Here is a 15,078-nt window from a genome sequence, read left to right on the forward strand (position 1 = left end):
CTAGTTTACTAAGCATTTTATTACACTACCCGCTACTGCTTTTATATCATCTCCATAATGATGGGAGCCTGGAATGGTTATTTTCCGGATGTTATTGGTTTCCTTTAATTCCTGACTGCTATCTGTTCGCTCGTCATCTCCATAAATACAAAATACAGGAACTTTTATTTTTAGGAGCTCCGGGTATACTTTGTATTTATCCTTATTGGTATATTTTGCGTTTAGCATATTGATAAACTTGACTTCGAAGCTATTTGAAAAACCAGGAGAGAGTAAGACTAGACTTTTTATTTTCTCTGCCGTGGAAGCAGGTAGATTTGAAGGCAGGAATGCTGCCACTTCTGCACCAAAAGAATAACCTATTATGTCGAAAGTATCTTTATTCCATTGCTTTAGGTAATTGGTAATGATGATATTCATATCTGCCCCAAATTGAACGGGTGTTTTTTGTTCCCAAAAATATTTTCTAGTATCCAATGAAATTACGGAGTATCCATTTTTACCAAACTCATCTACGAGCTGTTTAGAAAATGTATTCCAGCCACCATCGCCTGTTAAGAATACCAGAACTGGTTTATTGGTGTTTTTAAGCTGTACGTGAATAGGGTACTCAGTTGTTTGGGCATCGACTTGAACAAAATTGAAAAAAAACACTAAAAAAAGTACGGCTATAAGTTTCATTTTTGGTTTACTCCTCTAGTTATGGTGGCTATGATCTCGCTAAATGAGGTTTGATCGTAACTGTGATCTCCGGGGATTAATTTAACATAAAAGTTTGATTTTATGACTCCTTCCAATGCTCTAGGGTCTTCATCTTTTCCGTAGAAACAGTAGATTGGTATTTTAATTTTGTCCACCTCTGTTTTTACATTATATTTTTTATTGTCCTTGGCAATGTTAAGTAAGTCGGAGGTACGGACCTTAAAATCTGATGTTGCAAATGGAGAGAGCATGCCAAGCGCCGCAACTCTGCTTTTTAGGCGGGGATGAAGTCTATTGTATATAAATGGTATAACATCAGCACCAAAAGAATAACCACAAAGAAAGATCTTTTCGGGTCTATATTGCCTTACATAGACCATCAGCAACATAGCAATGTCTTCTGCGGTTTTTCTTGGTGTCTTGCCTTCCCAAAAATAATCACGGGAGTTGAAGCCAACGGTGTTAAATCCTGAACCAGAAAATTTAAGGGAGATCTCATCTTCGAAATCCATCCAGCCCCCATCTCCTGAAAGGATTAAAACTAAGGTGTTGCTTTTAAGGCTATCTGGTGCTGGGTATGCAAATACTGGCAAATCGAAATCGGAGCGTTGTATTCCATTGTGTCGGGTAACCCTGTCTCGCTTTAATAAACTACAACTAGATAGGCTGATTAAGCCTGTTATAAATAGAATATTCAAGGGTTTACTAAACATTGAGTTTATTATTTTTGACTGATTTACTTAGTTTTTCTTTACAAATATTGTTCCCTAAAATGAAAAATGTATTACCTTACAGTAGTTATTAATTTATGTATGAATAAAATATTCGCTCTGTTTTTCTCTTTCATGGCAATTGGTTTAAGCGCAAATGCGCAAAAACAAAACCTTTACTTCTTAAAAAATAACGGGCAGTATGTGAAAATCCGCGATAGCGCTGATTATTTACGAATTGTACAGGAACCTGATCCGGGATCGGTTTTATATATTGTAAATGAGCATTATCTGGATGGCAGCACCAAAAGTAAAGGACTTTCCAGTAAAATAGATCCCCCAGTTTATGAGGGACAGTATATTTCTTATTATAAAAATGGAAAGAAGAAACTGCTGGGGAATTACCGTAAAGGAAAGTTGGTAGATACGGTATATCATTATTACCCCAATGGGAATTTGTATACTGAAATTGCCTATGCAAATATCAAAGATGAGGTAAAGACTTATATTAAGACTGTTAACGATTCGACAGGGAAGAGTATAGTGGTTAATGGGAATGGCATTTGTGGGTTTTATGACAAGGATTTTAAAGAGATCATTGAAAGTGGAGCCATAAAGGACGGGGTTTATGATGGAGTTTGGAGAGGTGGTTGGAAGAAGAGTGGTGTGCATTATACCGAGACTTATGCCCTTGGTAAATTGGTTTCGGGCGAAAGTACCGATCGCGCTAGTAAGCAGTATCCCTATACAAAGACTCATATCCAGCCTGAGTTTAAAGGGGGGATGAAAGAATTCTACAAGTACCTGACAAAGAATGTTAAATATCCATCAGAGTGTTACACTCAGCGCATACAAGGCAAGGTGTATTTAAGATTTCAGATATTAAAAGATGGGACTATTAGCGATATAAAAGTGCTAAGTAGTCCACATCCCAGTCTGACAAAAGAAGCTATTCGTGTAATGAGTGTGTCTCCACCTTGGGAACCAGGGGTAGAAAGGGGAATTCCTGTTAATGTACCCTTTAATATACCGATTATGTTTACAGTTAGTTAAAAATAATGGCTGTTTTTATAGATGTAACCTGTGCGATTATAGAAAATGAGGCTGCTAAAGTTTTAGTAGCCCAACGTGGTGCACAGATGAAGCTCCCATTGAAAATGGAGTTTCCTGGCGGAAAAGTGGAACCAGGGGAGCGCCCTGAAGCGTGTTTGATCCGGGAAATTAAGGAGGAGCTGGATGTGAACATTGAAATCATATCTAGCCTGTCAGCAAACCAGCATAGCTATTCAGATTTCTCCATTAATTTGATTCCTTTTATCTGTCGGATAAAGGATGGAGAAATTGTTTTAAGAGAACATGAGATGTGCCATTGGGTAGCGATAGATGAATTATTAAGCTTAGACTGGGCTGAAGCAGATATTCCGATTGTAAGTGATTATATTCGCCAAAAAAAAGAAATAAAATGATAGCTCATCACGTATTATTCTGGCTAAAAGCCGACACATCTGAAGATCAAAAAAATGCTTTCCGCAAAGGTTTAGAATCACTTGAAAATATTGAAGTGATTAAAACCATTCATATTGGTACACCTGCACCAATTGAGCGCGCTGTTGTAGATACAACTTATACTTTTTCGCTGGTTTTGTTTTTTGATGATCTTGCTGGACACGATGTATACCAGGTGCATGAAGTACACAAAGCATTTTTAGACCAGTTTAGAGTACTTTTTGAAAAAGTAATTATATACGACGCACATTAGTGCTTTGAATTAAAAAAAAGCTGACTGGCAGAACTGATTCTTCCGGTCAGCTTATAGCTAAACGGCTTATTGAGCAACTTTTAATACTATTTTGCCTCGGGTATGGCCAGCTTCACTTTTTTGTTGCGCTTCCGCTGCCTGTGGTAAAGTTAATACCTCTGCGATAATGGGTTTAAGCTTTCCTTCGTCTATCAGGTTTGCTAGACTGGTTAAATCTTCTGGACTGGATTGTGCCATGTATTGTGCTCCAATCATTCCTTTTGCTGTAACTGCGGCTTCATCTCTTAGCCCCACAGTGGTTACTAAAATTCCTCCAGGTTTCAGTACTTCGAGTGATTTCATTTGCGCGTCGCCCCCAACAAGATCAAATACCAGGTCCAAATCTTTTAATTTAGTCTCAAAGGCTTCATTTTTGTAATCTATTACCTCATCAACTCCAAGTTTTTTTAAAAAATCCAGATTCTCTTGTGATGCAGTGCCGATTACATAGGCACCTTTCCATTTGGCTAATTGTACGGCATAAGTACCAACACCACCTGCAGCAGCATGTATGAGCACTTTCTGCCCGGCTTCAAGCTTTCCATGATCAAACAAACCTTGCCAAGCGGTTAAACCGGCTAATGGAACAGCTGCTGCGTGAATATGATCTATTGATTTAGGTTTTAGTGCAATTTCAGCAGGATTGACGGCTACATATTCAGCATAAGTGCCATTTCTGGATACATTTGGACGGGCGTATACCGCATCACCTTTCTTAAATCCCTTAACTTCTGATCCTGCCATTTCTATGGTGCCGGATACGTCCCAGCCAAGAATGATGGGGAAGGTTCTTTTCTCGGAGCCCGGCATGTGTCCTTCTCTGACTTTCCAATCCACTGGGTTGATGCTTGTTGCATAAACCTTAATTAGTACTTCATCTGGCTTGATTTCAGGTTTAGGTGCATCCTCATATTTTAATTCGCCAATGCCACCGAATTTATAGATTTGAACTGCTTTCATGTTAGTTATTGTTTGTGGGATAACAATTAAAACCTATCACTGTTTTTACATTGATTTTAATTAGCTTCGTTTATGATAATTCGAGAAGCACTTCCCACTGACGCAAATCAACTGGCTAAATTGATTATTCAGGCAATGGATGGACTTGCTGCCAAATTCATAGGTTCAACAGACCCTTATGAGGCGGTTCCTTTATTTGAAAGATTTGCTGCATTGCCATGTAATCAGTACAGCTATGAAAATACTTTGGTGTATGAGGAGGAAGGAGAAATAGGGGGAATGATCAATGCTTATGACGGTGCCGATCTCGAAGTGTTAAGAGCTCCTTTTTTAGATTACATTCAAAAAACTTATGGCTTTAAGCAGGATCTGGAGGCAGAAACGCAAGCAGGAGAATATTATATCGACTGCATTAGTGTTGCTCCAGGTAAGCAGGGTAAGGGTATTGGAAAAGAATTGATTAAGGCTATGGTAGATTATGCCGCTGCCCACGGTCATCGTGCTATCGGCCTACTGGTAAGTAAAGAAAACCCTAAAGCCGAAAAACTGTATACAAGCTTAGGCTTTAGAGTTGTAAAAGAAAGAGATTTCATTGGCAGTCGCTATTTTCACATGCAAATCACTAAGTAATAATACTTAGCCGATTATGCATTAAGCACTGTCTTTTTATTCGCCATTTTAAAGATTGTGAACATAATTATTGCCGATAAAATGGTGATGATTAAATAGCTCGCACTAAGGTGATGCTCATCTTTCGCCGGCAAAATCGAAATGATTCCATAACTTAAAAAGGATACAATTACATAGGTAATGCCACCGGTTAAACCACTGGCAATTCCTGCATTTTTAGGGAATAAGCCCAGGCAAAAAGTAAAGTAGTTATTGAATATGTAACCCGCTGTTACATGAATTAAAAAGGCAAATAATACCAGGCTATACAGACTCGAAATAAACTGAATGGTAACAATCATGCTGAGTACAAATATGCCTTGAAATAAGAGGTTTGTAGTCATCTTTCTAAAGAAAGGCTTGTTTATCGTTGCCTTGCCAATGAAACCACCAACCATCCATGCAAAACCCAATATCAGAGAACTATAGCCAGCAACTACCGGAGTAAGGTTTAAGTGGTGTTCTATAATAAATGGACCGGTCATGTTATAGATCATCACCATACTGTAGGCTAAACCAAGCATCACAATACCAAGACTAAAACTGGCTGTTTTTATCATGGTTATATATATACCGGTAATCTTTTTTAGAGAGAATTCAGAAAAGTGACTTAGACTTTCACCACTGTAAATAAGTTCCAGAATAGCTAATACGATAGCTAGTATAGCCAGGAAATAGAAGTTAGATTCCCAACCAAATGCAGTTTGTAAATAGCCACCTAAAAAAGGGGCTACAATTGGACCGGTAGACCATATAATGGAAAAAAGGCTTAAGTAATGTTTTAGTTTATCTCCGGTAAACAGGTCTACGAAATAGGCACGCTTGGCAACGATAATTGTACCAACCGTAAAGCCATGTATGATTCGCATCAGGTAAATCAGATAAATGTTGTGGGTATTGGCAATGATAATACTGGCTGCTGCAAAAATTACGAGAGAAATTAGGCTTAATTTGTACCTACCGAAGCTGTCTAGTACACTACCTATAAAGAGCTGAGAAATGCCGTAGCTGATTAAAAATAAGCTCAATGTTAGCTGTACCTGCAAGCTACTCACCCCCATAGTTGTAGCCATGGTAGGTAATGACGGTATATAAATATCTGTAGCAAAACCAGATAGAGGTAGTAAAGCGAAAGCAAGTAAGGTGGAGATTCCTTGGTGCTCTTTTTTAAGTGTTTTTATGTTGCTCAAAGTATGTGTGATGTTATTTTGACGGGTCAAAGTTAGCCTTTCAAAATTCCATGGTATATATTTTTTAACACCTTAGTGTAATAATTACATCTTGCTAATTTCATATTTTATTCCTTCATCTGGATTACAAAAACAGACAATTGATGGTATGCGTAATAATGGGCAATAGATAACGGTTCTAAATTAAAATGAGATCCCATACTCTCTAGTCATTATTCTATTTTTGCAACAAATTAATATTACATGTCAAAAACAAAACTTACAATTAATAATAACGGTTCAGTAAAGATCGAAGGCGATTTTGAAATCGTTGATAGAAACGGCAATGTTTATGGATTACAGGGAAGAACAGCACTAGGTATTTGTCGCTGTGGTCTTTCTAAAAATAAGCCATTTTGCGATGGTTCTCATGGTGGGAATTTTGAACACGAAGCAATTGCGTTCGACCTTCCTCCAAAGAAAGCTTAATTAGTACATAATATCAATTTCAGTTATTTATCTTAGCTTTATTAGGATAAATAACTGTTGGTATGAAATATCTGTTGTTGCTTCTTTTTGCTACCTGCTCTATATCCATATCTGCTCAGCAAACTCAAAAACCTGTTTTACATGGACGTAACTGGATGGCCATTACTGGCAAGCCATTAGCCGCAACAGCGGGCGCCATGATTTTCCAAAACGGAGGAAATGCAGTGGATGCTGCCTGTGCGATGTTGGCAGCTACCTGTACGATGTGGGATACGCTGAGTTGGGGCGGAGAGACTCAGGTATTGATTTATAATCCCCATACCAAAAAAGTAATAGCCATTAATGCGATGGGCTTTGCGCCAACAGGTGCAACCGTAGAATTCTTTAAAAGTAAAGGTTATAATTTCCCTCCAGAATACGGTCCTTTAGCGGCTACAACGCCGGGAACCCCAGGCGGACTCATCTATATGCTCGCTAATTATGGTACAATGACCCTGGAGCAAGTGCTTGCTCCAGCCATTCAAATGGCTGCTGGTTATCCGATAGAAGCCCAGGCAGCCAATTACATCGAACGTCAAAAATCATTGATTAAACAATGGCCTTATAGTAAAAAGGTTTTTCTAACACGTGCTAATGAACAAAGAGAGGCACCTGAAGCAGGGGAGATTTTTGTGCAAAAGGACCTGTTGCTTACTTTGAACAAAATGGTGGATGCTGAAAAAGCGGCACACAAAAAGGGTGAAAATCGGAAAGGCGCTTTGATGGCCGCGTATGACCGATTTTATAAGGGCGACATTGCACGTGAATTTGTAAGGGGATGTCAGGAGCAAGGCGGATTAATTACCATGGAAGATTTGGCAAAATGGAAGCCTTTAGTAGAACAACCACTCATGGTGAACTATAAAGGTATTGACGTGTACAAAATGCAGCAGTGGACGCAAGGTCCCGTTATGCTACAAGCCCTGAATATATTGGAGAATTTTGACCTTAAAAGCATGGGGTATAACAGTGCTAAATACATTCATACGGTATATCAGGCTATGAACCTTGCATTTGCCGATCGCGATTTTTATTACGGAGATCCATATTTTAAGCCGATTGAACCAATAAAGGGCTTGTTGAGTAAGGCATATGCCAAACAGCGGGCTTCGTTAATTCAGTTTGTAAAGAATGATGCTGGTATAGGTCCAGGCGACCCTTATCCATTTGAGGGATTAGTCAATCCTTATAAAAATCTCCTTAAAAACCGGGGATTCGAGATGGATACCTCCAAACGCAATTTTGCACCTAAGCATGATATGGGTAATTATTCTCCTAAGGAAGTCTATGAAGATAGGTTATGGCGAGGAACTACCTCCGTGGAGGCAGCTGATAAAGAAGGTTGGGTAGTTTCTATTACACCTAGTGGAGGTTGGTTGCCGGCTTGTATTGCAGGGAATACAGGAATAGGGATGAGTCAGCGGATGCAAAGTTTTGTGCTGGATTCGACATTAAATCCTTTTAATGTTGTTGCACCCGGTAAGCGACCAAGGGTTACGCTATCTCCGACAATGGCACTTAAGGATGGGAAACCATTTTTGGCTTCAGCAGTTCAGGGAGGTGATACGCAGGATCAGAATCTTTTGCAGTTCTTCTTAAACGTGGCAGAGTTTGGTATGAATGTTCAGCAGGCTGCCGAAGCTGCTAATTTTAATTCAAATCAATTGTGGTTGTCGCTGGGCGGAACTAAGACTTCCGATAGGGAACCTAAACCAGGTCAGATTTTACTGAACACGAATACCAATGGGGCTGTTAGGAATGAATTAAAACAAATGGGCTATACCTTAAGCTTTGGTGATCGGACCAGTGGCCCGATTAATGCAATTTATTTCGACTGGAAACATGGGAGTTTGTGGGGAGGATCAAGTAATCATGGTGAAGATTACGGAATAGGATGGTAAGAAAACAATTGTAGCTGTCTGCACCGGGTATTCTAAAAGGTTTTATTAGCTTTGACCGAAAAATAATCAGTTAATTTAATAAGCATGAAACCAGGGAAATTTAAGGTAAATAACGATGGAGATAGCCTCTCAGCTACAATTACAGTACAACCATCTCTTGCCCTTAAAATCTCTTTGTATTTATTAAATATCTTATTGATAGCCGTTATCATATTGTTTACAGTTGGTGGAGTAGGCGTTATTGTGCTCTTCATTTTAGCTTTCGAAATCTTATTTATAAGATATTCCATATGGCATATTTACGGATCAGAAACGATCACTTTAAAAAAGGATACACTGACTTATCAGCAGTTCTATGGCTTTATTAAGCTGTCTGTGAAGACTCGTAAAATTAATAAAACACTTAGGGTAATTCCCTTTCACGAAGATTTCAGGGCAGGCAGTAATGCCATGAAATTGATCTTTGAGTCATTTGATGAGTCAAATGATCCTGTTAATCTTTATCAAACTGCCTTAGTAGTTTCCACACAAGATTATGAAGTCTTTATGAGGTCCTTTAAGCAGCTATACTAAGCTTAAGAATTTTATCATATTATCCATATCTTGTAACATATCATGTTAAAAGGTGTTTAAATAGATATGATGGAGAACCAAAAGATCAAACTCAAGAGGACTGTTTCCCTAGTTAGGATACTTAGTAAGTACGGATTTAAGGAGTTGTTGATCAGGAGTCAGTTTAGCAGTTTTTTGCCTGCCGACGAAGCTGTTAATGGTTCAGAAGATTCGGTACCAGCAGCACTGACTGTCTATGAACGCATTAGGATGGTACTGGAGGAATTGGGACCTACTTATGTAAAGTTTGGACAAGCCTTTAGTAGCAGGGAAGACCTACTACCTGCTGAGATGATCATTGAGCTGCAAAAGCTGCAGGATAAGGTGGAGCCAGAATTGATGGATGTAGAAAAATTGATTGCTGAGGAGCTGAACATTATTCCTGGTCAATACTTTGAAAAGATCAATACTGTACCTTTTGCTGCTGCTTCCATTTCGCAAGTATATAAAGCCCGACTTAAGGGTGGACAGGACGTGATCTTGAAGATCAGACGATCGGGGATCAGGGAGGTAGTGACCGCCGATATGCTTATCATGAAGGACGTTGCACGTCTTTTGACTAGTTATAGTGATCTTTTTCGTAGAATCAACCTTGTGCAAGTATTAGAGGCCTTCGAGCAGTCCATCTTTCAGGAACTGTCTTTCTTAAATGAACAGGCCAATATCGAACGTTTCTCCAGAGATTTTAAGGGGAATCGGTCTATTTATTTGGCCAGTGTTTACCCTGAATTGTCGAATGATGCCATCTTGTGTATGGAATTTATAGAGGGGGTAAAGATCACTGATCTGGATGCTTTGATTAAGATGGGGCATGATCCAGAAGTCATTGCCCGGAGAGGTTTAGATCTTTATCTTAAACAGGTGTTGGAACATGGATTCTTTCATGCCGATCCTCATCCCGGAAACTTGTTGGTTTTAAAAACCGGGCAGATTGCTTTTATAGATTTTGGTTCAATGGGCAGTATCATGCCGGTTGAAAAGGAATTACTCGAAGACTTTATTTCTCATTTTATATCGCAGGATAGCAAAAGACTGATCGCTACCCTGAAAAAGATGGCTTTACGTTATAATATTCCTGATGAAAGCAAGCTGGAGAAAGATATCCAGCATTTCTTTAATCTACTTGATGGGGCCTCCCTTCAGCATATTGATGTGAAAGAAATTCTAGGAAGGTTCTCTGCTATTTTAAATCAGAACGAAATCTTAATGCCAGCGCATCTTTATTTGTTGGTTCGTGGAATTGTATTGATTGAAGGAATTGGTCGGGCGTTGATACCCGATTTGAATATTATTGAAAGCTTAAGGCCCTATATATTTCAGATTGCAATGCGGAAACTTAGTCCGGAAAATCTGAAAAAGAACGGAATGAAGTTGATCAATACTGTTACAGAATTGCTGAAAACAATGCCTGATGATGCACAGGCAGTACTTCAAAAGTTAAATAGTGGAGAGCTAAAGTTGATTCAGGAAGTAAAGGATATGCCTGAAATGATTAAGCAGTTTAATCGGGGTGTATTTAAGTTGGTATTGGCAATTATAGCAGCTGCTTTGTTGATCAGTGGGGCTATTTTGATTTTGGTAAATCATATGAAATAAAGCTATATTTGCGGCTTTATTCCGATCCAGATTTTGAAAAAGTATATTTTCCTCCTGCTTATATTCATAAGCTTTTCCACGTATTCCCAAAATGTAACCATTGGTTCCTGGAACATACAAAACTTTGGTAAGTCCAAAAACGACGATGAGGTGGCCTACATTGCCAAAGTCGTTAATAAATTCGATGTGATCGCTATACAGGAAGTGGTAGCAGGCTATGGTGGTAGTCAGGCTGTAGCCCGATTAGCAGATGAGTTAAACCGCATGGGGAGCCATTGGGATTATGTAATCAGCAACCCTACATCAAGTCCAACAGGCAAATCAAAAGAGCGTTATGCTTTTATCTGGAACACCGGTAAAGTTAAAAAAAGCGGAGCGGCATGGTTGGAAGATACTTATGGGATTCTGATTGATAGAGAGCCCTATTATTGTAGGTTTACTGTTGGACGTAAAACGTTTACTGTGGCCAATTTCCATGCAGTTCCTATATCAAAGCAACCAGAAACAGAGATTAAGTATTTTAAATTCCTGCCAGATCTTTATCCCGCTGATAACCTTATTTTTTGCGGTGACTTTAATCTTCCTCAGTCTCATACGGTGTTTAATCCTTTGCGAAAGACTGGGCATACTTCTGCCTTTAAAGGCCAGAAAACATCATTAAAGCAGAAATGTGTTAATGGCAATTGCCTGGCTTCGGAGTATGATAATTTCTACTTCAAAGCCTCAGGCATAAATGTACTGAGAACAGGAATAGTTTATTTTTATCAGGACTTTGAAGATCTCAGAGCAGCACGGTTAATCTCTGATCATGTACCAATTTATATGCAGTTCTCTTTAGATGTGATTGCTAAATAGGAAGTAATTTCGGCTTATGCTTTTTTAAGGATTTTAACTGCACTGTCAGATGCACAGAGTAATCCAGCAGCCATCATAATCACATCTTTAATCACCAAACGCCCTGCTGCTGATAGGTATGGGAAGCCATGGTTTGGCCCGCCTAAATCCGGAACCCAGGTTTCTTTAGTGGTAATCAGGAAGCTAAGGGTAACTAGTGACATTCCAAAGGTGAGTAAAGCTCCTGTAAGTCCTAGTTTTGCGTTGAAATTGCCTAAAAAGGTTAACAAACCAATGATCACGATTGCTGCACCTAATGCATAAGAAAATGTGTAGGTGCCATTTTTTATGTGCCACTTAATATTTTTTTCAACGACTTCACCTTCTTTATTTTTGTAGTTTTTATAATCAGGTGCTTTTTCGTGGTAAAAGAAGCTCATTATAGGGCTGTTTGCAACAAAAGGTACAATTCCGTCGGCTTCGTATTGAAAAGCTTTTAGGCCGCCAATCCAGGCCATTACAATAAAAATGGCTATTCTCATCAGGTTAAAGAACTGGCCTTGCGCGTTTGCTAAAAAAGTCAACATATCCATTAAATTTATTCTATTACAAAATTCAATGTTTTTTACTGCTTTTACCATGGACAGATATGGATATTATCTGGACAGATCTGCCACAATAGATATACCTACTTTTTCTCTGAATGTACTAGGAGTTACACCAGTATGCTTTTTAAAATAGCGACTAAAATAGTTTTCGTCATCAAAGTTAAGCTCCGCGGCAATGCTTTTCATGCTTTTGCGGGTTAGATGAATCAGTTTCTTGGCTTCCAAAATAACACGTTCTTGTATCATATTGGAGGGTGACCTCATGAAATACGTCTTACAATTTTTAGAAAATGTATTCGCTGCAACACCTAACTGTGCCGCGTAAAAAGAGGGTTGTCGTTCCTTTTGGAAGTAGGTTTCTAAAAGTTCTTTAAATTGAGCGATGTAATGATTGTCAAAATTATTTTCAGGAACCGTTACGCTCGTTATTTTGGCTTTGCTACTTATGGCCAGGATTAATTGTAAATAGGCACGTATTACGGCTTTAGAATAATCGTCTTTATAATTCAGTTCAGCTGCCAGTTTATCGAATAATAAATGCATTTCATCAAAGTCTTCTTCTCTGAGCTGTACAAATGGCTCTGCGTAAATGTTATTAAACAAAAGACCATTACAGGCTACCTCTTTTTTATGGTATTCAATGCAGTAAAAATCTCCATGGAATTGCAAAGAGCGTACTTTTATGGGTGTTTCTGCAATAATGCGAACAAGTTGGTAGGGAGAGCTAAACAATACAATATTGCCGGCGAAATCGTATTCGGTAAAGTCAATACTTATCCTTCCTTTTCCCTCAAACAAAAAGATGTTATAAAGTGGACTGGCTTGGTAGTGATGTTCAGTTTCGTCTTTATGTTGATGAATGTATGGGGTTTCACTTGTCATTTTTGATAGGAGTTTATATAGCGGCGTAAGTGTAGATCTTCGATAGTGCTATAAAATATATTTCTTCAATATATGGAATATATATTTTTTAGGCATCCTGTTTTAAAGTAATATTATCATGGAAGAAAAAATCAACAATGCAAAGCTAAGTTTTACCTGTAATCAGGATTGGAATTCGATGAAATCGGAAGATGATGGGCGATTTTGTAATACTTGCCAGAAGAAAGTATACGATATGACAGATAAAAATGCGGCCTATTTTATCAAAATTATGCAGGAAAACAGTGATAAGGTTTGTGGCAGATTTAGCAATGAACAATTAGCTTCTTCGGAATCGGTAAATAAGCCTTACTGGAAAAGGTGGGGCGTGGCCACTATGGTATTTCTTGGCATTGGCACGGTTGGACAGAAAGCAAATGCGCAAATAAAATTAGGCGAAGTTGTTGTTCCTAAACGGGTAGATTCGATATGCAATAATGATAGGTCATTTATCATGGGGAAGGTTGCAATGATTCCCAAAAGCGACGAATTAAAAATATTGCACGAATATTTGGCGCGGAAATGTAAGGCTCCAACTTCAACTAATGGTTGGTTAGTTGCTTCATTCGTTGTCAAAAAAGATGGTTCTCTTACCAATTTGGCAACAAGCGATCAATTGTCCAAAGCGGTTAGAGAAGAGGTTTTAAAGACATTAAAAAAGGCGCCCAAATGGGATCGTACTAAAATTAGATACGAGCAATCTTATACTTTGTCTCTTAATTTTAAAGGCGGAAAAATTATGCCTAACCTGAATATGTAGGGATCAATTTTTGAAACTAGAAAACTTCGGTTAAGCCCAAAAAGAATCCTTTAGAGCCATACTTTCCGATGGCATAATCCAGGCATAGATTGGTACGTGTAGCTTTATTGAATAGCACTCGTAAACCTGCTCCGCCACCGGGCTGCCATCGTTGAAATAATTTGGTACCTAGATCATCGCTTGCAGTTTGGATATTACCGAAAGTTACCCCACTTATAAACTTGTTTCTTAAGATTGGAAAGCGATATTCCAATTCCGAGTAAAAATATTTGGGGCCTTTAAAGTAAGTCACAGTATATCCCCTCCCGCTTCGGTAGTAGGTATCTCTTCCTGTGCCTGGGAGCTCAAGATAGGGCAGGGCACCACTAATTAAATATGAGCCCCAGTTCCAAAAGGCAAGTACATGTTCAGGATTGCTGTCAGACAAACTCCAGTACTTTCTGAAATCCGTAGTAATTTGTACCGCATTTTTAGAACTTGCCATCCAGGTTTGGTTTACACGAATCCCAGCATCAACATAAATGCCTTTATAGGCCCGGTTTTGATTGTCGCGCGTAGTATATTGTACATTTAAAAGTAAGCCATTAGACTGGTAATGATCTCTATTAAAACCATAGCGATCACTATAAATATTGTATGGTGTTAGGTCACTCGTATTTAACCGGTCTTCGATTTTTCTCCTAATTTCGAAGGATACACCAGCGCCAACAAAGAGACTCTTCGCAATTTGTTTATATATCTTTTCTCTGAAATTGTAATACTCAGCATGAAGTACATAAGGCTTACGGTCTGGATTACTCAGTATAAAATTGGCATCACTAGCATGGGAAGCATTTCCTATTCCTAATCCAAAATCAGGCAAAACAGTTTTCGCTGCCACTAAACTTCCCTGCAGGTTCCATTTGTTGCCTGGGGTGTAAACATTATGATTGAGATAAAAATAAATGATACCCTTAGTAGTTATAGATGCTGATGTAGCAGCAATTGACATTAGCGTATTCCTGTCTTTTCCTAAGACTTTACCTGCAACCGCCTTTATGCCAATCTGAGCACCTATACTTGGATTGTAGGCGAAATTGGGTATAATGGTAATTGGCGATTTCTTTTTAAAAGGATCTGGTTTTCTTTTTGGATGAAAAATACTTGTAAACAAATCGCCAACGTCATACTGAGTGTGTGTGGAATCGTTTCTTAAAGAAACGTTCTTTAGGGAATCTACTGATGGCTTAGTTTGGCTATAGGTGTACTGTAATCCAGCTAATAAAGCTAATGATAGCATTATACCTTGCTTAAGTACTTTGTCTATATGG

Annotated in this window: 17 protein-coding genes; 10 read left to right on the forward strand and 7 right to left on the reverse strand. The window is 38.6% G+C overall.

What is annotated here, in order from left to right:
* Complete coding sequence (locus tag BLS35_RS19095; protein ID WP_090784197.1) at positions 1–681, reverse strand: alpha/beta fold hydrolase; 681 nt, start codon at positions 679–681, stop codon at positions 1–3.
* Positions 678–1,415, reverse strand: coding sequence for an AcvB/VirJ family lysyl-phosphatidylglycerol hydrolase (locus BLS35_RS19100; protein WP_090784199.1), 738 nt, complete (start codon positions 1,413–1,415; stop codon positions 678–680). Before BLS35_RS19100 ends, BLS35_RS19095 begins: the two co-directional genes overlap by 4 nt.
* Before the next feature lie 99 nt (positions 1,416–1,514).
* On the opposite strand from BLS35_RS19100, the gene BLS35_RS19105 reads away from it, so the two are divergent.
* From BLS35_RS19105 to BLS35_RS19115, 3 genes are read left to right on the forward strand one after another with little or no spacing between them, the layout of a single operon-like run.
* The gene (locus BLS35_RS19105; protein WP_165973347.1) at positions 1,515–2,465 is read left to right on the forward strand and encodes an energy transducer TonB; all 951 of its coding nucleotides are present in this window, start codon (positions 1,515–1,517) and stop codon (positions 2,463–2,465) included.
* 5 nt (positions 2,466–2,470) lie between these two features.
* The gene (locus BLS35_RS19110; RefSeq protein ID WP_090784205.1) at positions 2,471–2,878 is read left to right on the forward strand and encodes a (deoxy)nucleoside triphosphate pyrophosphohydrolase; all 408 of its coding nucleotides are present in this window, start codon (positions 2,471–2,473) and stop codon (positions 2,876–2,878) included.
* Positions 2,875–3,171, forward strand: a complete 297-nt coding sequence (locus BLS35_RS19115) for a Dabb family protein (protein WP_090784208.1) — start codon at positions 2,875–2,877, stop codon at positions 3,169–3,171. Before BLS35_RS19110 ends, BLS35_RS19115 begins: the two co-directional genes overlap by 4 nt.
* Positions 3,172–3,237: 66 nt before the next feature.
* Here the strand turns inward: BLS35_RS19115 and BLS35_RS19120 are convergent, their stop codons facing one another.
* On the reverse strand, positions 3,238–4,170 hold the full coding sequence (locus BLS35_RS19120) for an NADP-dependent oxidoreductase (RefSeq protein WP_090784213.1): 933 nt from the start codon (positions 4,168–4,170) through the stop codon (positions 3,238–3,240).
* 72 nt (positions 4,171–4,242) lie between these two features.
* Between BLS35_RS19120 and BLS35_RS19125 the strand changes: the two genes are divergently transcribed.
* The gene (locus tag BLS35_RS19125; protein ID WP_090784216.1) at positions 4,243–4,800 is read left to right on the forward strand and encodes a GNAT family N-acetyltransferase; all 558 of its coding nucleotides are present in this window, start codon (positions 4,243–4,245) and stop codon (positions 4,798–4,800) included.
* Positions 4,801–4,814: 14 nt separating this feature from the next.
* On the opposite strand, the gene BLS35_RS19130 is transcribed toward BLS35_RS19125, so the two are convergent.
* Positions 4,815–6,029, reverse strand: coding sequence for an MFS transporter (locus BLS35_RS19130; protein ID WP_090784219.1), 1,215 nt, complete (start codon positions 6,027–6,029; stop codon positions 4,815–4,817).
* 243 nt (positions 6,030–6,272) lie between these two features.
* On the opposite strand from BLS35_RS19130, the gene BLS35_RS19135 reads away from it, so the two are divergent.
* From BLS35_RS19135 to BLS35_RS19155, 5 genes are all read left to right on the forward strand, one after another.
* Positions 6,273–6,497: a CDGSH iron-sulfur domain-containing protein gene (locus BLS35_RS19135; protein WP_090784222.1), complete on the forward strand. Its 225-nt coding sequence runs from the start codon at positions 6,273–6,275 to the stop codon at positions 6,495–6,497.
* Between the two features lie 62 nt (positions 6,498–6,559).
* Positions 6,560–8,437, forward strand: coding sequence for a gamma-glutamyltransferase family protein (locus BLS35_RS19140; protein ID WP_090784226.1), 1,878 nt, complete (start codon positions 6,560–6,562; stop codon positions 8,435–8,437).
* 84 nt (positions 8,438–8,521) lie between these two features.
* Positions 8,522–9,010, forward strand: a complete 489-nt coding sequence (locus BLS35_RS19145; RefSeq protein ID WP_090784231.1) for a hypothetical protein — start codon at positions 8,522–8,524, stop codon at positions 9,008–9,010.
* A 66-nt stretch (positions 9,011–9,076) separates the two neighbouring features.
* Entirely contained in the window at positions 9,077–10,645 is a 1,569-nt protein-coding gene (locus BLS35_RS19150) for an ABC1 kinase family protein (RefSeq protein WP_090784233.1), read from the forward strand.
* A gap of 33 nt (positions 10,646–10,678) precedes the next feature.
* On the forward strand, positions 10,679–11,500 hold the full coding sequence (locus tag BLS35_RS19155) for an endonuclease/exonuclease/phosphatase family protein (protein WP_090784235.1): 822 nt from the start codon (positions 10,679–10,681) through the stop codon (positions 11,498–11,500).
* 14 nt (positions 11,501–11,514) lie between these two features.
* On the opposite strand, the gene BLS35_RS19160 is transcribed toward BLS35_RS19155, so the two are convergent.
* Together BLS35_RS19160 and BLS35_RS19165 are read right to left on the reverse strand one after the other, a co-directional pair.
* On the reverse strand, positions 11,515–12,066 hold the full coding sequence (locus BLS35_RS19160; RefSeq protein WP_254778972.1) for a YkgB family protein: 552 nt from the start codon (positions 12,064–12,066) through the stop codon (positions 11,515–11,517).
* 69 nt (positions 12,067–12,135) lie between these two features.
* The gene (locus tag BLS35_RS19165; protein ID WP_090784237.1) at positions 12,136–12,969 is read right to left on the reverse strand and encodes an AraC family transcriptional regulator; all 834 of its coding nucleotides are present in this window, start codon (positions 12,967–12,969) and stop codon (positions 12,136–12,138) included.
* Positions 12,970–13,087: 118 nt separating this feature from the next.
* Here BLS35_RS19165 and BLS35_RS19170 point away from each other — a divergent pair, with 118 nt between their 5' ends.
* The gene (locus tag BLS35_RS19170) at positions 13,088–13,768 is read left to right on the forward strand and encodes a hypothetical protein (protein ID WP_090784239.1); all 681 of its coding nucleotides are present in this window, start codon (positions 13,088–13,090) and stop codon (positions 13,766–13,768) included.
* Between the two features lie 16 nt (positions 13,769–13,784).
* On the opposite strand, the gene BLS35_RS19175 is transcribed toward BLS35_RS19170, so the two are convergent.
* Entirely contained in the window at positions 13,785–15,047 is a 1,263-nt protein-coding gene (locus tag BLS35_RS19175; RefSeq protein ID WP_090784323.1) for a BamA/TamA family outer membrane protein, read from the reverse strand.
* Positions 15,048–15,078: the final 31 nt, after the last annotated feature.

Origin of the sequence: Pedobacter sp. ok626 (genome assembly GCF_900100435.1) — a bacterium.
Classification (GTDB): Bacteria; Bacteroidota; Bacteroidia; order Sphingobacteriales; family Sphingobacteriaceae; genus Pedobacter.

Excerpts from the sequence above, each read along its gene's own strand:
- BLS35_RS19095 (WP_090784197.1), bottom strand. The coding sequence starts at position 681 with ATGAAACTTATAGCCGTACTTTTTTTAGTGTTTTTTTTCAATTTTGTT.
- BLS35_RS19100 (WP_090784199.1), bottom strand. The coding sequence starts at position 1,415 with ATGTTTAGTAAACCCTTGAATATTCTATTTATAACAGGCTTAATCAGC.
- BLS35_RS19105 (WP_165973347.1), top strand. The coding sequence starts at position 1,515 with ATGAATAAAATATTCGCTCTGTTTTTCTCTTTCATGGCAATTGGTTTA.
- BLS35_RS19110 (WP_090784205.1), top strand. The coding sequence starts at position 2,471 with ATGGCTGTTTTTATAGATGTAACCTGTGCGATTATAGAAAATGAGGCT.
- BLS35_RS19115 (WP_090784208.1), top strand. The coding sequence starts at position 2,875 with ATGATAGCTCATCACGTATTATTCTGGCTAAAAGCCGACACATCTGAA.
- BLS35_RS19120 (WP_090784213.1), bottom strand. The coding sequence starts at position 4,170 with ATGAAAGCAGTTCAAATCTATAAATTCGGTGGCATTGGCGAATTAAAA.
- BLS35_RS19125 (WP_090784216.1), top strand. The coding sequence starts at position 4,243 with ATGATAATTCGAGAAGCACTTCCCACTGACGCAAATCAACTGGCTAAA.
- BLS35_RS19135 (WP_090784222.1), top strand. The coding sequence starts at position 6,273 with ATGTCAAAAACAAAACTTACAATTAATAATAACGGTTCAGTAAAGATC.
- BLS35_RS19140 (WP_090784226.1), top strand. The coding sequence starts at position 6,560 with ATGAAATATCTGTTGTTGCTTCTTTTTGCTACCTGCTCTATATCCATA.
- BLS35_RS19145 (WP_090784231.1), top strand. The coding sequence starts at position 8,522 with ATGAAACCAGGGAAATTTAAGGTAAATAACGATGGAGATAGCCTCTCA.
- BLS35_RS19150 (WP_090784233.1), top strand. The coding sequence starts at position 9,077 with ATGATGGAGAACCAAAAGATCAAACTCAAGAGGACTGTTTCCCTAGTT.
- BLS35_RS19160 (WP_254778972.1), bottom strand. The coding sequence starts at position 12,066 with ATGTTGACTTTTTTAGCAAACGCGCAAGGCCAGTTCTTTAACCTGATG.
- BLS35_RS19165 (WP_090784237.1), bottom strand. The coding sequence starts at position 12,969 with ATGACAAGTGAAACCCCATACATTCATCAACATAAAGACGAAACTGAA.
- BLS35_RS19170 (WP_090784239.1), top strand. The coding sequence starts at position 13,088 with ATGGAAGAAAAAATCAACAATGCAAAGCTAAGTTTTACCTGTAATCAG.
- BLS35_RS19175 (WP_090784323.1), bottom strand. The coding sequence starts at position 15,047 with ATGCTATCATTAGCTTTATTAGCTGGATTACAGTACACCTATAGCCAA.